This is a genomic window from Desulfococcus multivorans, assembly GCF_001854245.1.
Taxonomy (GTDB): domain Bacteria; phylum Desulfobacterota; class Desulfobacteria; order Desulfobacterales; family Desulfococcaceae; genus Desulfococcus; species Desulfococcus multivorans.
Map to the genome: position 1 here is coordinate 1474883 of NZ_CP015381.1, position 15764 is coordinate 1490646.

Consider the following 15764-nt stretch of genomic DNA (forward strand, 5'->3'; position numbering starts at 1 on the left):
TTGCGAATGTCGAAGCGCTCGATCCATCCATGGCTTTGCGCAGTGACAAAGCGTAGTGCATGACATATAATTGAATATGTGAAACCGCCAACCCTGAATTGAGATGCCGATGATCGACTCCGGAACGCGATCGGTTGTAATTGAAGTTGTAATAACCATGACATTCATGTCCTAGTTTTGCAAAAAAAGCAAGGATCATATTGTCAAAATGGAAATATGCGTTATCATATACGCTGAATTTATTCGCCTGAAGTCATGACTTAAGGCTGTCCGTTTTCAGCCGCACCACCGTCTGGAGTGCGCCGGAGATGGCATAAACGGTTACGGAAAATAGGAGAGAAAATGGCCGAATCGGACAAAGATGATCTTATCAGCATCATAGAAGAAGACGAAGAGGATATCGATATACCGGAAGTGTTGCCGTTGATGCCGGTGCGGGATGTCGTCATTTTTACGGATATGTTGCTGCCGCTTTTCGTGGGGCGGAAGAAATCCGTCAGAGCGGTGGAAGAAGCGGTGGCAAACGACAATTATCTGATGTTGGCTACCCAGCAGGATCCCGGCGTCGAAAACCCGAAACCCGAGGAGATATACACCCTGGGGACGGTAGCCCGCGTGCTTCGCATGTTGAAACTTCCGGACGGACGGATGAAAGCGTTGGTTCAGGGCGTTGCCAAGGCACGGATAGTGGAATACGTTCGTAAGCGCTCCTGGTATAGTGTCAAGATCAATCTCATCGAGGACCTGCCGGTTTCCAAGGATGACCTCACCATCGAGGCTCTCATGAGAAACGTCAGGGAGTACTCCGAGAAAATCATGACTCTTCGAGGGGAGATGAGCAGTGATGTGGGCGCCATTCTGGACAGCATCGAAGATCCTGGAAAGCTGGCCGACCTGGTGGCCTCCAACCTGAAGTTGAAGATTCAGGAATCTCAGATGATCCTGGAGATCATCGATCCTCTGGAGCGCCTCAAAAAGGTGAACGAGCTGCTTTCCCGTGAGGTGGACCTGTCGGCCATGCAGGCCAAGATCCAATCGGACGTAAAGGACGAGATTTCCAAGAGCCAGAGAGATTACTATCTGCGCGAGCAGGTGCGCGCCATTCACCGGGAATTGGGGGAGTTGGACGAAAAGGCCCTGGAGATCGAGGAGTACAAGCGGCGGATCAAACGGGCCCGTTTGGGCAAAGAGGCCAAGGAAGAGGCGGAAAAACAGCTCAGACGACTGGAGCAGATGCACCCCGACGCCGCCGAGGCGTCCATCGTCCGAACCTATCTGGACTGGCTGGTCGAACTTCCCTGGCAGAAAATGACCGCGGACCATTTCGACATCCCAGGGGCCAAAAAGGTGCTGGACGAAGACCATTACGGTTTGACCAAGGTCAAAGACCGAATACTTGAGTATTTGAGCGTCCGCAAGTTAAACCCCGAAACCAAAGGGCCCATTCTTTGCTTCGTGGGACCTCCGGGAGTGGGAAAAACTTCCCTGGGTCGTGCTATCGCCAAGGCCATGCGGCGGAAATTTTTTCGGATTTCTCTGGGAGGCGTTCGGGATGAGGCCGAGATTCGAGGACATCGCCGCACTTACATCGGCGCGCTCCCCGGTCGTATCATCCAGGGATTGAAACAGTGCGGCAGTCGGAATCCGGTGTTCATGATGGACGAGATCGATAAACTCGGCTCCGATTTCAGGGGCGATCCGTCATCAGCGCTGTTGGAGGCTCTGGACCCGGAGCAGAACGCCAACTTCAGCGATCACTACCTGAACCTTTCCTTCGATCTTTCCAAGGTGATGTTTATTCTTACCGCCAACATGACCGATACGATTCCTTCAGCCCTTCTCGACCGGATGGAGGTGATTCGGCTCTCCGGATACACTGACGAAGAGAAGATGGATATTGCGACGAAACATCTCTTGCCCCGACAGATCAAGGAAAACGGACTGAAGTCTAAAAATATCTCCATCACGGGCAATGCCATGCTCCAGATCATCAATGAATACACGTCGGAGGCGGGGGTCCGAAACCTCGAGCGGGAAATTGGGAGTATCTGCCGCAAGGTGGCCCGAAAGATAGCCGAGGGAGAAAAAGGGCCGTTTCTGGTTACTCGGGCCAATATTCATAAATATCTGGGGGTTCCACAGTACTATCCCGAGATGGACCAGGACGAGAGCCAAGTCGGTCTCTCGACGGGACTGGCCTGGACCGAGGCCGGAGGTGATGTCCTCTACATTGAGGTGTCGCTTTTCGGCGGGAAAGGAGATCTGCTCATCACCGGACAGCTGGGTGAGATCATGCAGGAATCCGCTCGAGCTGCCGTCAGTTATGCCCGTGCCAACATGGATCGATGGGGGGTGGACGAGTCGTTCTTCGAAAATCAGGATATCCACATTCACGTTCCCGCCGGTGCCATTCCCAAGGACGGTCCGTCGGCGGGTATCGCCATGGCAACCGCGCTGATATCGGTCATGACCGGTCGTCCGGTAAACAAGTATGTCGCCATGACCGGCGAGATCACCTTAAGAGGACGTGTCCTGCCCATCGGCGGTTTGAAGGAAAAAGCCCTCGGCGCTCTGAGAGGGGGCATTCAAACAGTGATTCTACCGGAGAAGAACAGGAAAGACCTCTCTGAAATTCCTGCGAACCTCAAACGAAAAATGAAGTTTATACCGGTTAAGCACATGGACGAGGTGCTTCCCATCGCCCTTGAGGAATCCGCCCCCAGGAAACGGCGGTCGGAACGGAAGACGCCCGCCGCGAAATCCCCCGGCACGTCGGCAGCGCGAGGGGAGCGCATGTGAGGATCCTGGCCGTCGACACCTGTTCCCGGAGCTGCAGTGTGGCCGTGACCGATTCAGGAAAGTTGGCAGGAGAGGTGACGACCCTGCGCCCGCAAACCCATTCCCGCCACCTGATGCGGATGATCGACATGGCCTTGGAGATGGCGGGCACGACGCTGGACGCGGTGGATGCCTTCGGCGTTACCCGTGGCCCGGGAAGTTTTACGGGGCTTCGCATTGGTATCAGCACAATCAAGGGATTGGCTCTGGCCGCCGGAAAACCGGCAGTAGGCGTTTCGAGTCTTCAAGCCCTGGCCTTGCCTTTGATGTGTTTCGATCGTCTTGTGTGCGCTCTCCTGGATGCAGGTAAGGGCGAGGTTTACAGCGCCTCTTATCGCTTCGCCCGAAGCGCCGGCCTTTCGGAAACCGAAGGCGACAGCCGATGGGGAACAACGGGTTTTTCAGCGGAGGAGAAGGTCCTGCACCCAGCGGACGTGTTAGCGGACATCACGGCGCCGTGTACGTTTGTGGGCGAAGGCGCCCGTGCTTATGCTTCCCTGATCACGGCCCGGCTGGGAGAGAAGGCCCGGCTGGCTGCAAACGAACATCATGTTATTCGAGGCGCCTCGGTGGCTCGGCTGGCCTTCCTTCGCCTGAAGTACGACGCGGGAAATGACATCACCGGCCTTGTCCCCAGGTATCTGCGCAAATCGGACGCGGAACTCAATCTCGACGCAAAACGCCGCACGGAACCCCGAAATGCCTGAGCCGCCATATCGTTTTTATTGACAATGCAGTATGATTTCACTATACAAAAACGATTGTCAGAGAACCATACCCTACAAAAGGCCGTTTAGATGAAAAATTTTGTCTGGTCCGATCCGCCGGGACAGACAGCATATCCCGTAGCAAAAGCCGGATATCCGTTTATATTCGCCGCCGCTTTTGCTACCGCTGTTTTTGCCCTTCTGGGGCTGGTCTGGCCGTCCGTTATTGGATTGGCGGCAACCCTAGGCATCTGTTGTTTTTTCAGGGATCCCGATCGTGTGATCCCCTACTCGGAAACGGGAGTCGTGTCACCTGCTGACGGCAGGGTGGTTTTCGTCGATACCGTCCCTGAGAATCCTTATATCGAAGGTCCGTCCTTGAAGGTCAGCGTGTTCATGAGCGTTTTCAATGTTCACGTGAACCGGGTTCCTTTTTCGGGAACCATTGTGGATGTTCTGTATCACCCCGGGAAATTTTTTTCGGCAAACCTGGATAAAGCCTCCAGCGATAACGAGCGCAATGCCGTCGTTCTCGAATCGTCCCAAGGCGTGCGGCTCTGCTTCGTTCAGATTGCCGGCCTGATCGCCCGACGGATTATCTGTTATGTCCAGCCCGGCGATCCGGTCACGAAAGGACAGCGTTTTGGTCTGATCTGTTTTGGTTCCCGGCTGGATCTATATCTGCCCTCGGATGCGACGCCATGCGTCCGGGTCGGCGATCGGGTGAAGGGCGGAACCTCCGTGTTGGGACATCTGAAATAAGCGGCCGTCTTCAGTGAGACCGCGCCGGGCGGTCTACGGAACGACACGATTCAAACGGAGACCACAGCGGTTGGTTTCGATAAAATGGCTCATGCTCAAGTTAGGTTTTAAGTGTCGTCAGATGGCTTAAAACCTAAATAATTTTATGAGATAACGTGGTGAGATAGCCCTCATGGCGTGGTGATGGTTTGACGGCGCTGTGATTCGTTTTTTGAGGAGCAGCGTATTCCGGGCGACGACCGGGGCTGAAAAGGCCGTCTGTCGAAAATGGGCGGTGCCCATGGAATCTTTGTTCGTTTCATTGCCGGCTATGCCAACTTTACATAACGCAGGAGAAAATTTTGGAACGTGTACCCATTACCAGAGAAGGATATGAATCCCTTAAACGAGAACTCGAAACGCTGAAGTCCGTCGAGCGACCGAAGAATATCAAGGCAATCGAAGAGGCCAGAGCTCACGGCGATCTTTCCGAAAACGCGGAATTCGATGCTGCGAAGGATCGTCAGGCGTTTATCGAGGGAAGGATCAGCGAACTGGGATTCAAGCTGGGGAATGCCGAGATCATTGACACTGAAAGTGTGTCCAGGGACCGTGCGGTCTTTGGATGCAAGGTGCTTCTTGAAAATATCGATACCGGAGAAGAGGTCCGGTATCAGTTGGTGGGACCTGATGAGTCGGATATCGAAAAAGGAAAGATTTCCGTTGGATCCCCCCTTGGAAAAGCGATCATCGGCAAATCGCCGGGAGAAGAAGTCGTTCTGAACGCTCCGGGCGGAAAACGGTGTTACGAGATCGTTGACATTTTGTAATCCAAAAGCGATAACCCGGGTCCGGCCGATTGAAGAAGCGGGCGGAGAAGAGGGAGAGGATAGTGGCGAGAATTACCATTGAGGATTGCCTGAACCGAGTTCCAAACCGGTTTAAACTGGTTCATATGGTGGCGAAGCGTGTTCGGCAGATCAGGGAGGGATCGGAATACCTGGTCAGCTCCCCGAAAAACGAAGATATTGTCGTGGCGCTGCGGGAAATCGCCGCAGCCAAAGTCTTTATCAAGAAAGAGCCCGACAAGGAATAGATGTTGCGGCACGTACACAAGACGCTCAGACGATCGGTGGGAAAGGCCCTGCACCGTTACGACATGATCGCGGATGGCGACCGGGTTCTGGTGGGCCTTTCGGGGGGCGCGGACAGTCTTACCCTGATGTGGTGTTTAAAGGAGCGTCTGGCCCGTGTTCCCATCCACTATGATCTGTTTGCCGTTTATATCGATCCTGGTTTTGAAGACGGCTTCAGCGACGATCTGATCCGTTATTCTGACGGCATGGGATATGCGCTGCGTGTGGAACATACCGATTTCGGCCCGCTGAGCCACAGCGACGTCAACCTGGAGAACCCTTGTTTTTTGTGCTCGCGGCTGCGTCGGAAGCGGCTTTTCGAGGTCGCCCGCGAACTCGGGTGCCGGAAGCTGGCGCTGGGGCACAACAAGGACGACATTATTGAAACCCTGTTTTTGAACATGTGCTACGCCGGTGAAATCAGCACCATGCTGCCGGTGCAGCCATTCTTTCAAGGCGCTTTTACGGTGATCAGACCTCTGGCGTTTTCGGACGAGGAGGTCATCCGGCGATTTGCAAAGGAAATGGCTTTCCCGGAATTCGTCAACTCGTGTCCCAGCGCCGCCACATCCCGGCGGGCTGAGATCAAGGCGATGCTGAAGACGCTCTATCGGTCCAATCGAAAAATCAAGGGAAATATTTTCAGGTCGATGAGTCATGTAAAACCGGATTATTTGTTACAATAGGCGCCGTGGATTGCCATATTCCGCAGCGCCGCAAACGATTCTCGAACCATGGTAGATGATGATAGACATACAAAGCCAGCGGGACGACCGCAATATCCCCATCGACAAGGTCGGCATCAAGAATCTCAGGTATCCCATCACCGTGAGAGACCGCCGAAACGGACGCCAGCACACGGTGGCCAGTATCAATATGTATGTGGATCTGCCCGGGAAGTATAAGGGCACCCACATGAGCCGCTTTGTGGAACTGCTCCACATCATCCGTCCGGAGATATCCCTTGACAAGTTTGCGCATATTCTCGAGCAGATGAAAGCCCATCTCGATGCGGCATCCGCCCACATTGAAATATCGTTTCCCTACTTTATCGAAAAGAAAGCGCCCGTCAGCGATTCCCCGGGCCTTCTGGATTATTCCTGCAAGCTCATCGGCGTGAGCGATTCGTCCGACGGTATCGACATCGTTTCGGAGGTGACGGTTCCCATCTCCTCCGTGTGTCCCTGTTCCAAGGAAATCAGCGATGTCGGCGCCCACAACCAGCGCGGCGAAGTGCGCCTCAGGACCCGATTCAAACGGTTTATCTGGATCGAGGATGTGATCGAGTTGGTGGAGGGATGTGCTTCCTGCGAGGTCTATTCGGTTTTGAAGCGTGTGGATGAAAAATGCGTGACGGAGAGGGGCTACAACAATCCCAAATTCGTCGAGGACGTGGTCCGTGACATCGCAGCCAAGCTACTCGAGGATCAGAACATCACCTGGTTTTCCGTCAGTGCCGAAAATTTCGAGTCCATCCACAACCACAGCGCATACGCCTCCATTACCCGCGGCGAAAACCCCAACGCAGGGGCGGAGAGTATCATCTAGTCGCTTTTTGTTCGAGAAGGCCGGCCAACCGTGACATGACCGGGTCGACGGATTTATCGGGGGTATTCAGTATCAGCACGAAAGGGGACAGACTGCCGTCCTTTCCCCTGACATAACCGACTCGCGTTTTGACCCCTGTGAGGCTTCCCGTCTTGTAATAGATGCCGCCGTCCTCCCGCATGAAGTCATGGAGCGGGGCGAAGGCTTCCAAGATCTTCATCATGCAAGCGGCCGTGATGCGATTTTCCCGCGATATCCCGGATCCTTCGACCATCCGTATGTCACGCCGCTTCAGCACAGTCCGGATATAGTCATCAGCGGCCAAAATGCCTTTTTCGAGGGTCCCCGGCGGGCCATGGACGGCGATTCCCGCTGAAATCAGCAGTTGATTCGCTATGTAGTTGTTGGAGTACATCAACAGTTGCCGAATGATCTCATCGAGACTGTATGTTGCGTCGTATCGGTACACCATCCGGTCTTGACCCGGTCGGATCACGCCCGACTTCACCTTCCCCCTGGAGCGAACGCCGGCGTCGCGTAGAAAATGACGGAACAGATGGCCAGCGTAAAGCATTGCTTCATCCTTTTCCGCCGACAGGACGATCCGCTCCGCCGTTCGACCGGATTGCCGAATGCGGTCAAGGATAAACGGAAGCAAAGGCGTCTGCGGTTCGGCACTGACATAGCGGTGCTCCGAGAGCCTGATGAAGTTGACGGTGTTGAAATTGACGGCGAGTGCGCCGTTGGGTGCGTCGTATGGATTGAGGGTGTCGGTGATCCCGGGCACGGCTACTGCCCCGAACCATGATCCGTCAACGATCAGGTCGTTGAAAACATGGATGCGTTCCGCCATTGTTGCCGATATATTTCGTATGACCTCCGAAATCAGGAGGGGGTCGCCGTATCCCTTGATTTTTAAATTATTTCGATCGTCCAGATAGAATTCGGTTTTGAAGCGGAACGCCGTGCCGAGATAGTGTCGGGCAATGAGGGCTGTCAGAATCTTCAGGGTGGAGGCCGGCACGAGCATCCTGTCGGCACGGATGCTCACCACCGTTTTGCCGGCAGGATCAGCCGCCAGAAGCGCGTCCTGGTCTCCCAGGAGGCGGGCGATGGACTGTCGTTCCATATTCAGGCGCTTCGATCCTTCGCCCCCGACGGCGGAGAAAGCGTCCGTCGCCCCGGGACGAACCCCATGACAGGCCGCCAGGAGCAGCAGAGAAAAAAACCACCGGTTCAATCGGCCGATCCTTCGCTGACAAGGGCACGGGCAACGGCCATATCATAGACGGACCTGGGATCGAACCCCCCGGATTTCCGGTCGTAAAGGGCAGCGGCGGCCTGGATCGCGGCAAACGGAACCCACCCGTGCTGTTCCCACAAGGTCGTGTCGTCGGCGCTCCACAGCCTGAAGCAGATGTCCGGCCCCGTTTTCCGGACATACATGTGAATACGGGGATTCTGGGGGTAGGGAAGATAATAGAGCCCCTTGTCATCTTTCATGATTGAGGTTTCCTTTCTCCCGGGCTTTCTTCTTGACCATCAGCAGCCCGGGACTCTTGTGGAGATACATGAGCGGCGAGTCACATCCCAGGTCCATGAAAGCCTGCTCCAGCGTGTCGAAGAGTACCGGCCTATCCGGCCACGTAAAGGATTTCTTTTCTTCGAGCAGGCGGTGCCAGGCATTTTCGCAGGCGGGCTTGCGGAGAAAAACTTCCCGCATGGCCGCATCGCAGAGAAACATCTCGCAAACAATCGGTTTTAAACGCCACAAACAACCGGACTCGGAGAGATAAACGCATTTGAATCCGTTTGAGGGGGCTTCGAGTACGCGAAAAAGGCTTGAAAGTTCTCGTTCTTCCGAGATCAGGGCGTTGATCGCGATGTCGGCAAAAAAGGTGATGATGCCGTCCTTCGAACAACAGGCGCTCAATCGGTTCCGATAACATTTCATGTTGCAAAGGTGCCCGAAATATTGCGACAGAAACCGCCCTGTCCTTCGGCGGAAGTCGAGATAGTCCGCCAAGGTGGCGCGAAGGTTCTCCCGTTGATCGTCGGACATGGCGTTCAGGTACGTTAACACGGCATTCAGACCGTTCAACTGTTCCTCTTGATAATCGTTCATAGTCAGTCAAAATATGGAAAAAACGATTGTAAGTCAAGTCTGCTCCTCATATAGTTGAAATATTGTTGGGAGGTTACATCCAAAAACCAGAACGAAAGCGGCATCTCGCCGTGCCGGGTCGGTGTCGGACATCCGCCGATGAACGAAAAACAGCAGAGACATGCCCTTGGGACTATCAGCGTGAAGGAGACGAACATGGAGAACACGGCTCGAACAGTCTTTGGATACCACGAAGCGACCAAACACCATTTCCATCGGTACGCACGATCTTTGGGTTTCATGGACTGGGGAAATCAGCCGGACCCGTTCCGAAACTATGTGGGCGCGGAGCGTTTTCCCCTGCCGTTGATCCGAGAGGATCCTGCGGCCGGTCACATATCCCTTTACCGCCGGATCCTTCCACCGGCTCCGTCGAACGCTTCGACCTTGGGGGCCTTTCTTGAGCTTTCCATGGGCCTTTCCGCCTGGAAAACAACCGGCGGCAGCAGATGGTCCCTTCGGATGAACCCCTCTTCCGGCAACCTGCATCCCACCGAGGTCCACCTCGTGTGGTCCGGAACAGAGGATCCAGCCGCCGGCGTCTACCACTACGATCCCTTCAACCACATGCTGGAGCAGCGGATGGCGCTTGCCGACGGCCTTGTACAAGCCATTCGGGACAGCTTTCATCCCGACGCCTTCCTGGTGGGCATCAGCAGTATTTTCTGGCGGGAATCCTGGAAATACGGTGAGCGTGCCTTTCGGTACTGCCTTCTGGACGCGGGGCACGCCCTTGCGACCCTGAGCTTTTCCGCAGGTCTTCTCGGTTGGCGGGTGACGGCCCTCGGCGGGTTATCGGATTCGGACATCGAGACGATCCTGGGGTTTGACCGGACAGTGTGGCCGAAATCGGGAAAGGAACATCCGGAATTGCTGTGCGTGGTATATCCGGCCGACGTTGTGGTCCCCCTGGATCTCTCCCCGGAGGTTGTCGCGGCCTTTTCAGAGATCCCCGTGGTCGGTTCCCCCAATCCACTCAGCGGGCGATCCGTCAATTGGGAGATCATCGATGCGGTTGCGGCCGCCGCCCGAAAACCCAAAACGACGGAAGCAACCTTCCGCCTTCCCGACCGGTCGTTTATAACGGCGCCGCCGTCAGCCTTTTCCGCGGCCGCCGTCATCCGGAAGCGGCGGAGCGCTACGGCATACGATGCCGGCGGGGAGATCGACCGGGAAGTCTTCTTGGGTATCCTTGACAAGACCCTGCCCCGCCATGCCGGGGCACCGTTTGATCTGGAGGCCTCGGCACCGGCGGTGGATCTTCTGCTGTTCGTCCATGGGGTGCGCGGACTGTCTCCGGGCCTCTATTGTTTCATACGAACCGAAGACGGCCTCGATGGTTTGAGACGTGCGATGAGGCCTGGTCTGCGCTGGTCGGCCGTGGACAACGGGTTTCCCCTGTTTCTGCTGCGAACGGGGGATTACAGGGACACGGCCCGGAGGGTCAGCTGTCATCAGGATATCGCCGGAGACGGCGTCTGTTCCCTGGGGATGATCGCGGCTTTCCGGTCAACGGTTCTTGGGGCACCCTACCAATACCGTCGCCTTTTTCGGGAGAGCGGAATGATCGGTCAGGTCCTCTATCTGGAAGCCGAGGCCGCCGGCATCCGCGGAACAGGAATCGGGTGCTATTTTGACGATGCCGTTCACGAACTTGCCGGATTTTCGGACGACCGCTACGTGAGCCTTTATCATTTCACGATGGGTGCACCCGTGGGGGATGGACGCCTTGAATCGATGCCGCCTTACCGTCATTTGTCGGACGTTTGAATTGCCTGATCCGGCAGTCTCGTGCCCCATGTGAGGATCAGTTCCGGGAAGGTGACCGGTCACCTCTCTCGCGGGGTCGGTCGATGGACCTTACAGCGTGGTTCGGTTCGTCGCAGAGATCCTGAAACACCTTTTTTTTCAGCGCGATAAATTCGTTGTCGTCGATCATTCCGTCCCGCTTCAAGCGAGCAAGGGAATGGATCTGATCAATCGGGTTTCGTGACGAATCCGAGGTTTGGGCATCACCGCTCATGTCCGGCAGCAGCGGCGTCGGATGGTCAGGAGCAGTCAGCAGGACGGGGGAGGACCGTCGCCCGCCGTAGGATAATGTCATGAGTCCGTTGAAGAGCACCAACTGAACCGGCTCCCCCCGTTCGGCGCGTCCGGCGGCATCCCGAAACGCCGCGGCGCCGTCCATGCGTATCCGTCGATAAAGCCGCCATCCAAATCTGGCCGTGAAAAAAATAGCCGACGCCACAAGGATGATACCCGATCCTATAATGGCATATCTGAAATCGAGGACGCCTTTAATCAGCACCACCACGAAGGTTCCCATCAGGGGGACGGCAAAAAGAGCGAGCAGGATAATATAGAACAATCCGAGATTGGACAACATGTACAGCTGACGTTTCAGAGCCTCGCCGCGCATGTATTGGTTTCGTTCCATTTTCATGAACAAACTCCTTTAAACAACATCATCAACGATATATAAAGGGCCGTGAAGAAATAATCAACTGGTTTTATCGAAGACGAAAGGATCAAGCATGGAAGCGACGGCGGCAGCGGCGTTCAGGGAATGCCTCGTTCGCTGGTATCTGGAACACCGACGGAAGCTGCCCTGGCGGCAAACGGTCGATCCGTTCGGCATATGGGTCTCCGAAGTGATGCTTCAGCAAACCCAGGTCGATACGGTCATTCCCTATTACCGGCGGTTCATGGCACGCTTTCCGACCGTGGGGCGTCTTGCCGAGGCTGATTTACAGGAGGTTCTCAAGCTCTGGGAGGGACTGGGTTATTATGCGCGAGCCCGAAATCTCCATCGCGCGGCTCGGCAACTGGCGGCGGATAACCACGGCATTCTCCCGGACGATGTTATTGCGCTCCGTAGGCTTGCAGGGATCGGCCGATATATTGCCGCAGCGGTCGCGAGTATCGCCTTTGGACGCCCTCATGCGGTGGTGGACGGAAACGTCAAACGGGTGCTGGCCCGGCTGTCGCTGATCAATGCTCCGGTGAACCGTGCCGATGCCTATCCTCTATTTGAAAAAGAGGCCCAGTCCCTGCTGGACCTCAAAGACCCCGGCCGCTTCAATCAAGCGGTAATGGAACTGGGGGCGCTGGTATGCCGACCGAAGCGGCCCCATTGCGATGCATGCCCGGTTGCCGCTTTCTGCCGGGCTTATTTGACCGGCCAGGTCTCGACCTATCCCAAGCGGGTATGCAAGCCGCCGATTCCCACCCGTGCCATGGCGGCGGGCGTGATTCAGAGGGGCGGCAGGGTACTGATCCTCCAGATTCCGCTGGAAGGACTTCTGGGCGGGTTCTGGGAGTTTCCGGGAGGGGCCGTGGAGGCCGGGGAATCATCGGAGGCGTCTTGCATTCGTCACATCCGGAAGAAGACCGGGCTCTCGGTGGACACTTGCGGCCACTTGGGACGAATCCGGCATGCCTATACCCATTTCAAGGTCCTGGCGGATCTGTTTATCTTTCGGTGGCGGTCCGGATCTGTCTGTCTTGACGACCATTTGGATCATCGTTGGGTCGGTCCCGAAGAATTGACACAATACCCCCTCCCCAAAACCCACCACAAGTTCATGTCGCTTCTGGTCGGACAGGATTTCCGAATCCAAAGACCGTAGCCGTAAAGAACCCCTCCGCGTCGCTCAGAGCGGGACGCCTGACGGACGGATGAGATAGAGCCGCCGAGGGAGGGCCAGGACCGGAAGGGTGTAGTGAACGACGTCGATGAAAATGTTCCCGGCGTCGTTCCCGTCGGCGATGAGCGCTTCGGCGGCGATGATCTCCTTTTCGGAAATTTCCCCCTTCATGGCGATGAGGAGACCATCGGATTTCAGGAGGGGTCGGGCCATTCGGATGAATCCGTCCAGGGCGGTAAGTGCCCGGCAGACGATTACATCGAAGGCCCCGGCCATGGGGTGCTGCATGGCCAGGGCTTCGGCTCGAATGTGATGGGCGGAAATGTCCTGCAATCCAAGGACCCGGATGAGGTAATTGAGGAAACTGACCTTTTTGCGAACGGTGTCGATCAGGGTGACTGAGAGGGATGGGTCCATGATTTTGAGGGGGATGCCTGGGAATCCGCCGCCGGATCCAATGTCTAGCGTAACGGACCCGCTCGGGATATGCCGGGAGGGCATGAGGGCATCGAGGAAATGCTTGACGGCGACGGCCTCGGGTGTGGTGATGGCCGTCAGATTGGTCGCCTTGTTCCAGTCCAGGAGGACCTCGGCGTGACGGGCAAATAGCCGCGCCTGGGACGGCGATACCGAAAGGCCCATGGCCGCCGCACCGCTTTCGATGAGCGCCAACCATTCCGGAGACCCGATTTCCATGGTTCTTTATACCTCGGGTTCGCGAAATTTGGTTTTGGGTTTATCCGGATCGTCGAAATCCATGAGGATGACGTAATCGCTGCTGCTGGAAATGATTTTTGCATTGGGGTACCGTCGCTTGAACACGTGAATCATGGCCGCATTTTCTCTGAGGGTCGTCGCGACGAATCCCTTGTAGTCGTTTTCTTTGGCGATAATCTCGAGCTGCTCCAGAATGTAGGAGGCGATACCCATGCCTTGGTAATCCTCCCGAACCACGAAAGCCACTTCCGCACGATCGTCCTCGGCTTCGGCGTAGGAACCAATGGCGATGATCTCCTGGTGTCGTTTCCTGTGAACCAGACCGATAAGAGACATGTTTTTCTTGTAGTCAACGCTGGCATACTGCTTTTGGAGCACTTCGTGGGAGAATACCTTCATTTTGTAAAAGAAACGGTAGTAGATGGTTTTTTCCTGAAGGCTGTAATAAAAATTCCGGTAAGCGAATTCATCCGATGGAAAGAGCGGTCGAAAGAGGACGGTTTTTCCGTTTTTCAGTTCCATGGTGGTCTTGTAACCCTCCAGGAAAATGAGGTCCTCCTGGGCCGGGGGCAACTGGTCGGAGAAGATGTAACGCTTGGTCCTGGCCGATTCGATGAGTTCCTCCCGGAATTTGGGATGGGCGATCTGGGTGAGCTCCATTGCCCGCTGGTAGATACTTTTGCCCTGAAGTTCGGCGATGCCGTACTCCGTAATGACGATATCCACGTCGGCCCGGGTCGTCGCCACGCCGGCGCCTTCGCTCAGATTGGGAACGATGCGGGAGACCGTTCCATTCTGGGCCGTTGACGGTAAGGCAACGATGGAGAAGCCGCCCTTGGACATGGCCGCACCCCGGAGAAAGTCGACCTGATCGCCGATGCCGCTGTAGAAAAGGTTGCCCATCGAATCCGAGCACACCTGTCCGGTCAGATCAACCTCGAGGGCGGAGCTGATGGAAATCAGGTTGTCGTTCCGGGCGATGACGGTGGGGTCGTTAACGTAATCGGAAGACCTGAAATAAAACATGGGGTTGTTGTGGACAAATTCATAGAGCTTTTTGGATCCCATGCAGAGGGACGCCACCACCCGGCCCGGGATCAGGGTTTTCTTCTTGTTGGTGATCGCCTTTTTTTCAAGGAGCGGAAGGAGTCCGTCGGTAATGACCTGCGTGTGGATTCCCAAGTCCTTTTTCTTGTGGAGATAGGGCATGATGGCATTGGGCAGATGGCCGAACCCCACCTGGATAGTGGCCTCGTCATCCACCACCTGAGAGACGTACATGCCGATGCGCCGGGTAATTTCGTCTCGCTTGGCGTAGGAGGACGTCATCTCCACGATATCTTCTTCGTGCAGCACGATATAGTCGATCTCGTCGATATGTACAAAGCTGTCACCCCAGGTTTTTGGCATTTTGGGATTGACCTGGGCGATGACCAACTTGGCGTTTTCCATACCCGACCGGGTGATGTCGACGGAAACGCCGAGACTGCAGTAGCCGAATTTATCCGGGGGACTCACCTGAATGAGCGCCACATCCAGCCCGATCCGTTTGCTGAAAAAAAGTGTTGGAATCTGGGATAGATAGGTCGGGATATAGTCGATTTTACCCTCAAAGGCGGCTTTGCGCATCGCGCGGCTGATGAAGAAGAGCTTGAGGGAAAAGCGTCTCAGAAACATGTCTTCGTTGACATAGTCGGACAGGGTGGAGGAGAGCATCTGGTAGATCATGATATCCTGCATGCTCATATCTTCCACCATGGTTCGGATGAGATGCTGGGGCTCTCCACACCCGGTGCCGATAAATACCCGACTGCCTCGCCGGATCTTCGAAACGGCTTTTTCGGCATTGACGACCTTGTGGGGGCAATACTCACGCACATCCATTCTGTCGCATTCTCCTTGAAAGATTGGTGATTGAAACGCATTGGCCGGAGCCAACGGAACCTTTCCGCATTCGGAACGTTGTATCGCGACGGTCGGCAGAAGGTTCGAAATCTGCCTGACGTGAAACCCTGATCACTACAGACCGGAATAACGGTTCAACATTAAGCGGCACTTTGAAATGTGAGTTTTGAACGTTTCACGAAATCGTCTGAAAATTGACTTTTTGCGAATACATAACATCGCAAATCACAAAAATAGTCAAGGAAGCTCTCTTGCCGGGAGTTGTTTTTTCGATTCCCGGAATCTGGACATCCGATGAAGCCCGAAAGCCTTCGGCGTCGATGTCGCCATAGATTATCGGAAAAAGGATGGGTATCATTCT

Annotated in this window: 15 protein-coding genes; 9 read left to right on the forward strand and 6 right to left on the reverse strand. The window is 55.3% G+C overall.

The genetic code is table 11. The features are described 5' to 3' along the window. Nucleotides 1-342: 342 nt before the first annotated feature. From lon to folE2, 7 genes are all read left to right on the forward strand, one after another. A complete protein-coding gene (lon, locus tag dmul_RS06380; RefSeq protein ID WP_020876550.1) occupies nt 343-2799 on the forward strand; it encodes an endopeptidase La in 2457 nt (818 codons plus the stop codon). Beyond that, complete coding sequence (gene tsaB, locus dmul_RS06385) at nt 2796-3545, forward strand: tRNA (adenosine(37)-N6)-threonylcarbamoyltransferase complex dimerization subunit type 1 TsaB (protein ID WP_020876549.1); 750 nt, start codon at nt 2796-2798, stop codon at nt 3543-3545. The genes lon and tsaB overlap by 4 nt, the downstream gene beginning before the upstream one ends. 90 nt (nt 3546-3635) lie before the next feature. Beyond that, nucleotides 3636-4307 (forward strand): phosphatidylserine decarboxylase family protein, encoded by a 672-nt coding sequence (locus tag dmul_RS06390; RefSeq protein WP_020876548.1) that lies wholly within the window; start codon nt 3636-3638, stop codon nt 4305-4307. 341 nt (nt 4308-4648) lie between these two features. Continuing rightward, nucleotides 4649-5116 carry a transcription elongation factor GreA gene (gene greA / locus dmul_RS06395; RefSeq protein ID WP_020876547.1) on the forward strand — a complete coding sequence of 156 codons (468 nt, stop codon included), beginning with the start codon at nt 4649-4651 and terminating at the stop codon, nt 5114-5116. Nucleotides 5117-5178: 62 nt separating this feature from the next. Beyond that, the gene (rpoZ, locus tag dmul_RS06400; protein WP_020876546.1) at nt 5179-5382 is read left to right on the forward strand and encodes a DNA-directed RNA polymerase subunit omega; all 204 of its coding nucleotides are present in this window, start codon (nt 5179-5181) and stop codon (nt 5380-5382) included. After that, complete coding sequence (locus dmul_RS06405; RefSeq protein WP_020876545.1) at nt 5383-6108, forward strand: PP-loop family protein; 726 nt, start codon at nt 5383-5385, stop codon at nt 6106-6108. 58 nt (nt 6109-6166) lie between these two features. Then, nucleotides 6167-6970, forward strand: coding sequence for a GTP cyclohydrolase FolE2 (gene folE2, locus dmul_RS06410; protein ID WP_040414946.1), 804 nt, complete (start codon nt 6167-6169; stop codon nt 6968-6970). Here the strand turns inward: folE2 and dmul_RS06415 are convergent. From dmul_RS06415 to dmul_RS06425, 3 genes are read right to left on the reverse strand one after another with little or no spacing between them, the layout of a single operon-like run. Continuing rightward, nucleotides 6963-8210, reverse strand: a complete 1248-nt coding sequence (locus dmul_RS06415) for a D-alanyl-D-alanine carboxypeptidase/D-alanyl-D-alanine-endopeptidase (protein WP_020876543.1) — start codon at nt 8208-8210, stop codon at nt 6963-6965. The two genes, folE2 and dmul_RS06415, sit on opposite strands and share 8 nt — an antisense overlap. Next, complete coding sequence (locus tag dmul_RS06420) at nt 8207-8473, reverse strand: hypothetical protein (RefSeq protein WP_020876542.1); 267 nt, start codon at nt 8471-8473, stop codon at nt 8207-8209. The genes dmul_RS06415 and dmul_RS06420 overlap by 4 nt, the downstream gene beginning before the upstream one ends. Beyond that, nucleotides 8463-9095, reverse strand: coding sequence for a hypothetical protein (locus dmul_RS06425; RefSeq protein ID WP_020876541.1), 633 nt, complete (start codon nt 9093-9095; stop codon nt 8463-8465). The genes dmul_RS06420 and dmul_RS06425 overlap by 11 nt, the downstream gene beginning before the upstream one ends. Nucleotides 9096-9290: 195 nt before the next feature. Between dmul_RS06425 and dmul_RS06430 the strand changes: the two genes are divergently transcribed. Continuing rightward, nucleotides 9291-10904 carry a SagB/ThcOx family dehydrogenase gene (locus dmul_RS06430; RefSeq protein WP_020876540.1) on the forward strand — a complete coding sequence of 538 codons (1614 nt, stop codon included), beginning with the start codon at nt 9291-9293 and terminating at the stop codon, nt 10902-10904. Nucleotides 10905-10941: 37 nt separating this feature from the next. On the opposite strand, the gene dmul_RS06435 is transcribed toward dmul_RS06430, so the two are convergent. Beyond that, the gene (locus dmul_RS06435; RefSeq protein WP_020876539.1) at nt 10942-11577 is read right to left on the reverse strand and encodes a hypothetical protein; all 636 of its coding nucleotides are present in this window, start codon (nt 11575-11577) and stop codon (nt 10942-10944) included. Between the two features lie 91 nt (nt 11578-11668). Between dmul_RS06435 and mutY the strand changes: the two genes are divergently transcribed. Continuing rightward, complete coding sequence (gene mutY / locus dmul_RS06440) at nt 11669-12763, forward strand: A/G-specific adenine glycosylase (RefSeq protein ID WP_020876538.1); 1095 nt, start codon at nt 11669-11671, stop codon at nt 12761-12763. A gap of 24 nt (nt 12764-12787) precedes the next feature. Here the strand turns inward: mutY and rsmG are convergent, their stop codons facing one another. Together rsmG and dmul_RS06450 are read right to left on the reverse strand one after the other, a co-directional pair. Continuing rightward, nucleotides 12788-13477 (reverse strand): 16S rRNA (guanine(527)-N(7))-methyltransferase RsmG, encoded by a 690-nt coding sequence (gene rsmG, locus dmul_RS06445; RefSeq protein WP_020876537.1) that lies wholly within the window; start codon nt 13475-13477, stop codon nt 12788-12790. A 6-nt stretch (nt 13478-13483) separates the two neighbouring features. Further along, a complete protein-coding gene (locus dmul_RS06450; protein ID WP_020876536.1) occupies nt 13484-15382 on the reverse strand; it encodes a bifunctional acetyl-CoA hydrolase/transferase family protein/GNAT family N-acetyltransferase in 1899 nt (632 codons plus the stop codon). Between the last annotated feature and the right edge of the window lie 382 nt (nt 15383-15764).

Coding starts and splice junctions, on each gene's coding strand:
- lon (WP_020876550.1), top strand. CDS start 343: ATGGCCGAATCGGACAAAGATGATCTTATCAGCATCATAGAAGAAGAC.
- rsmG (WP_020876537.1), bottom strand. CDS start 13,477: ATGGAAATCGGGTCTCCGGAATGGTTGGCGCTCATCGAAAGCGGTGCG.
- dmul_RS06430 (WP_020876540.1), top strand. CDS start 9,291: ATGGAGAACACGGCTCGAACAGTCTTTGGATACCACGAAGCGACCAAA.
- mutY (WP_020876538.1), top strand. CDS start 11,669: ATGGAAGCGACGGCGGCAGCGGCGTTCAGGGAATGCCTCGTTCGCTGG.
- dmul_RS06390 (WP_020876548.1), top strand. CDS start 3,636: ATGAAAAATTTTGTCTGGTCCGATCCGCCGGGACAGACAGCATATCCC.
- dmul_RS06450 (WP_020876536.1), bottom strand. CDS start 15,382: ATGGATGTGCGTGAGTATTGCCCCCACAAGGTCGTCAATGCCGAAAAA.
- dmul_RS06435 (WP_020876539.1), bottom strand. CDS start 11,577: ATGAAAATGGAACGAAACCAATACATGCGCGGCGAGGCTCTGAAACGT.
- dmul_RS06425 (WP_020876541.1), bottom strand. CDS start 9,095: ATGAACGATTATCAAGAGGAACAGTTGAACGGTCTGAATGCCGTGTTA.
- dmul_RS06405 (WP_020876545.1), top strand. CDS start 5,383: ATGTTGCGGCACGTACACAAGACGCTCAGACGATCGGTGGGAAAGGCC.
- dmul_RS06420 (WP_020876542.1), bottom strand. CDS start 8,473: ATGAAAGATGACAAGGGGCTCTATTATCTTCCCTACCCCCAGAATCCC.
- folE2 (WP_040414946.1), top strand. CDS start 6,167: ATGATAGACATACAAAGCCAGCGGGACGACCGCAATATCCCCATCGAC.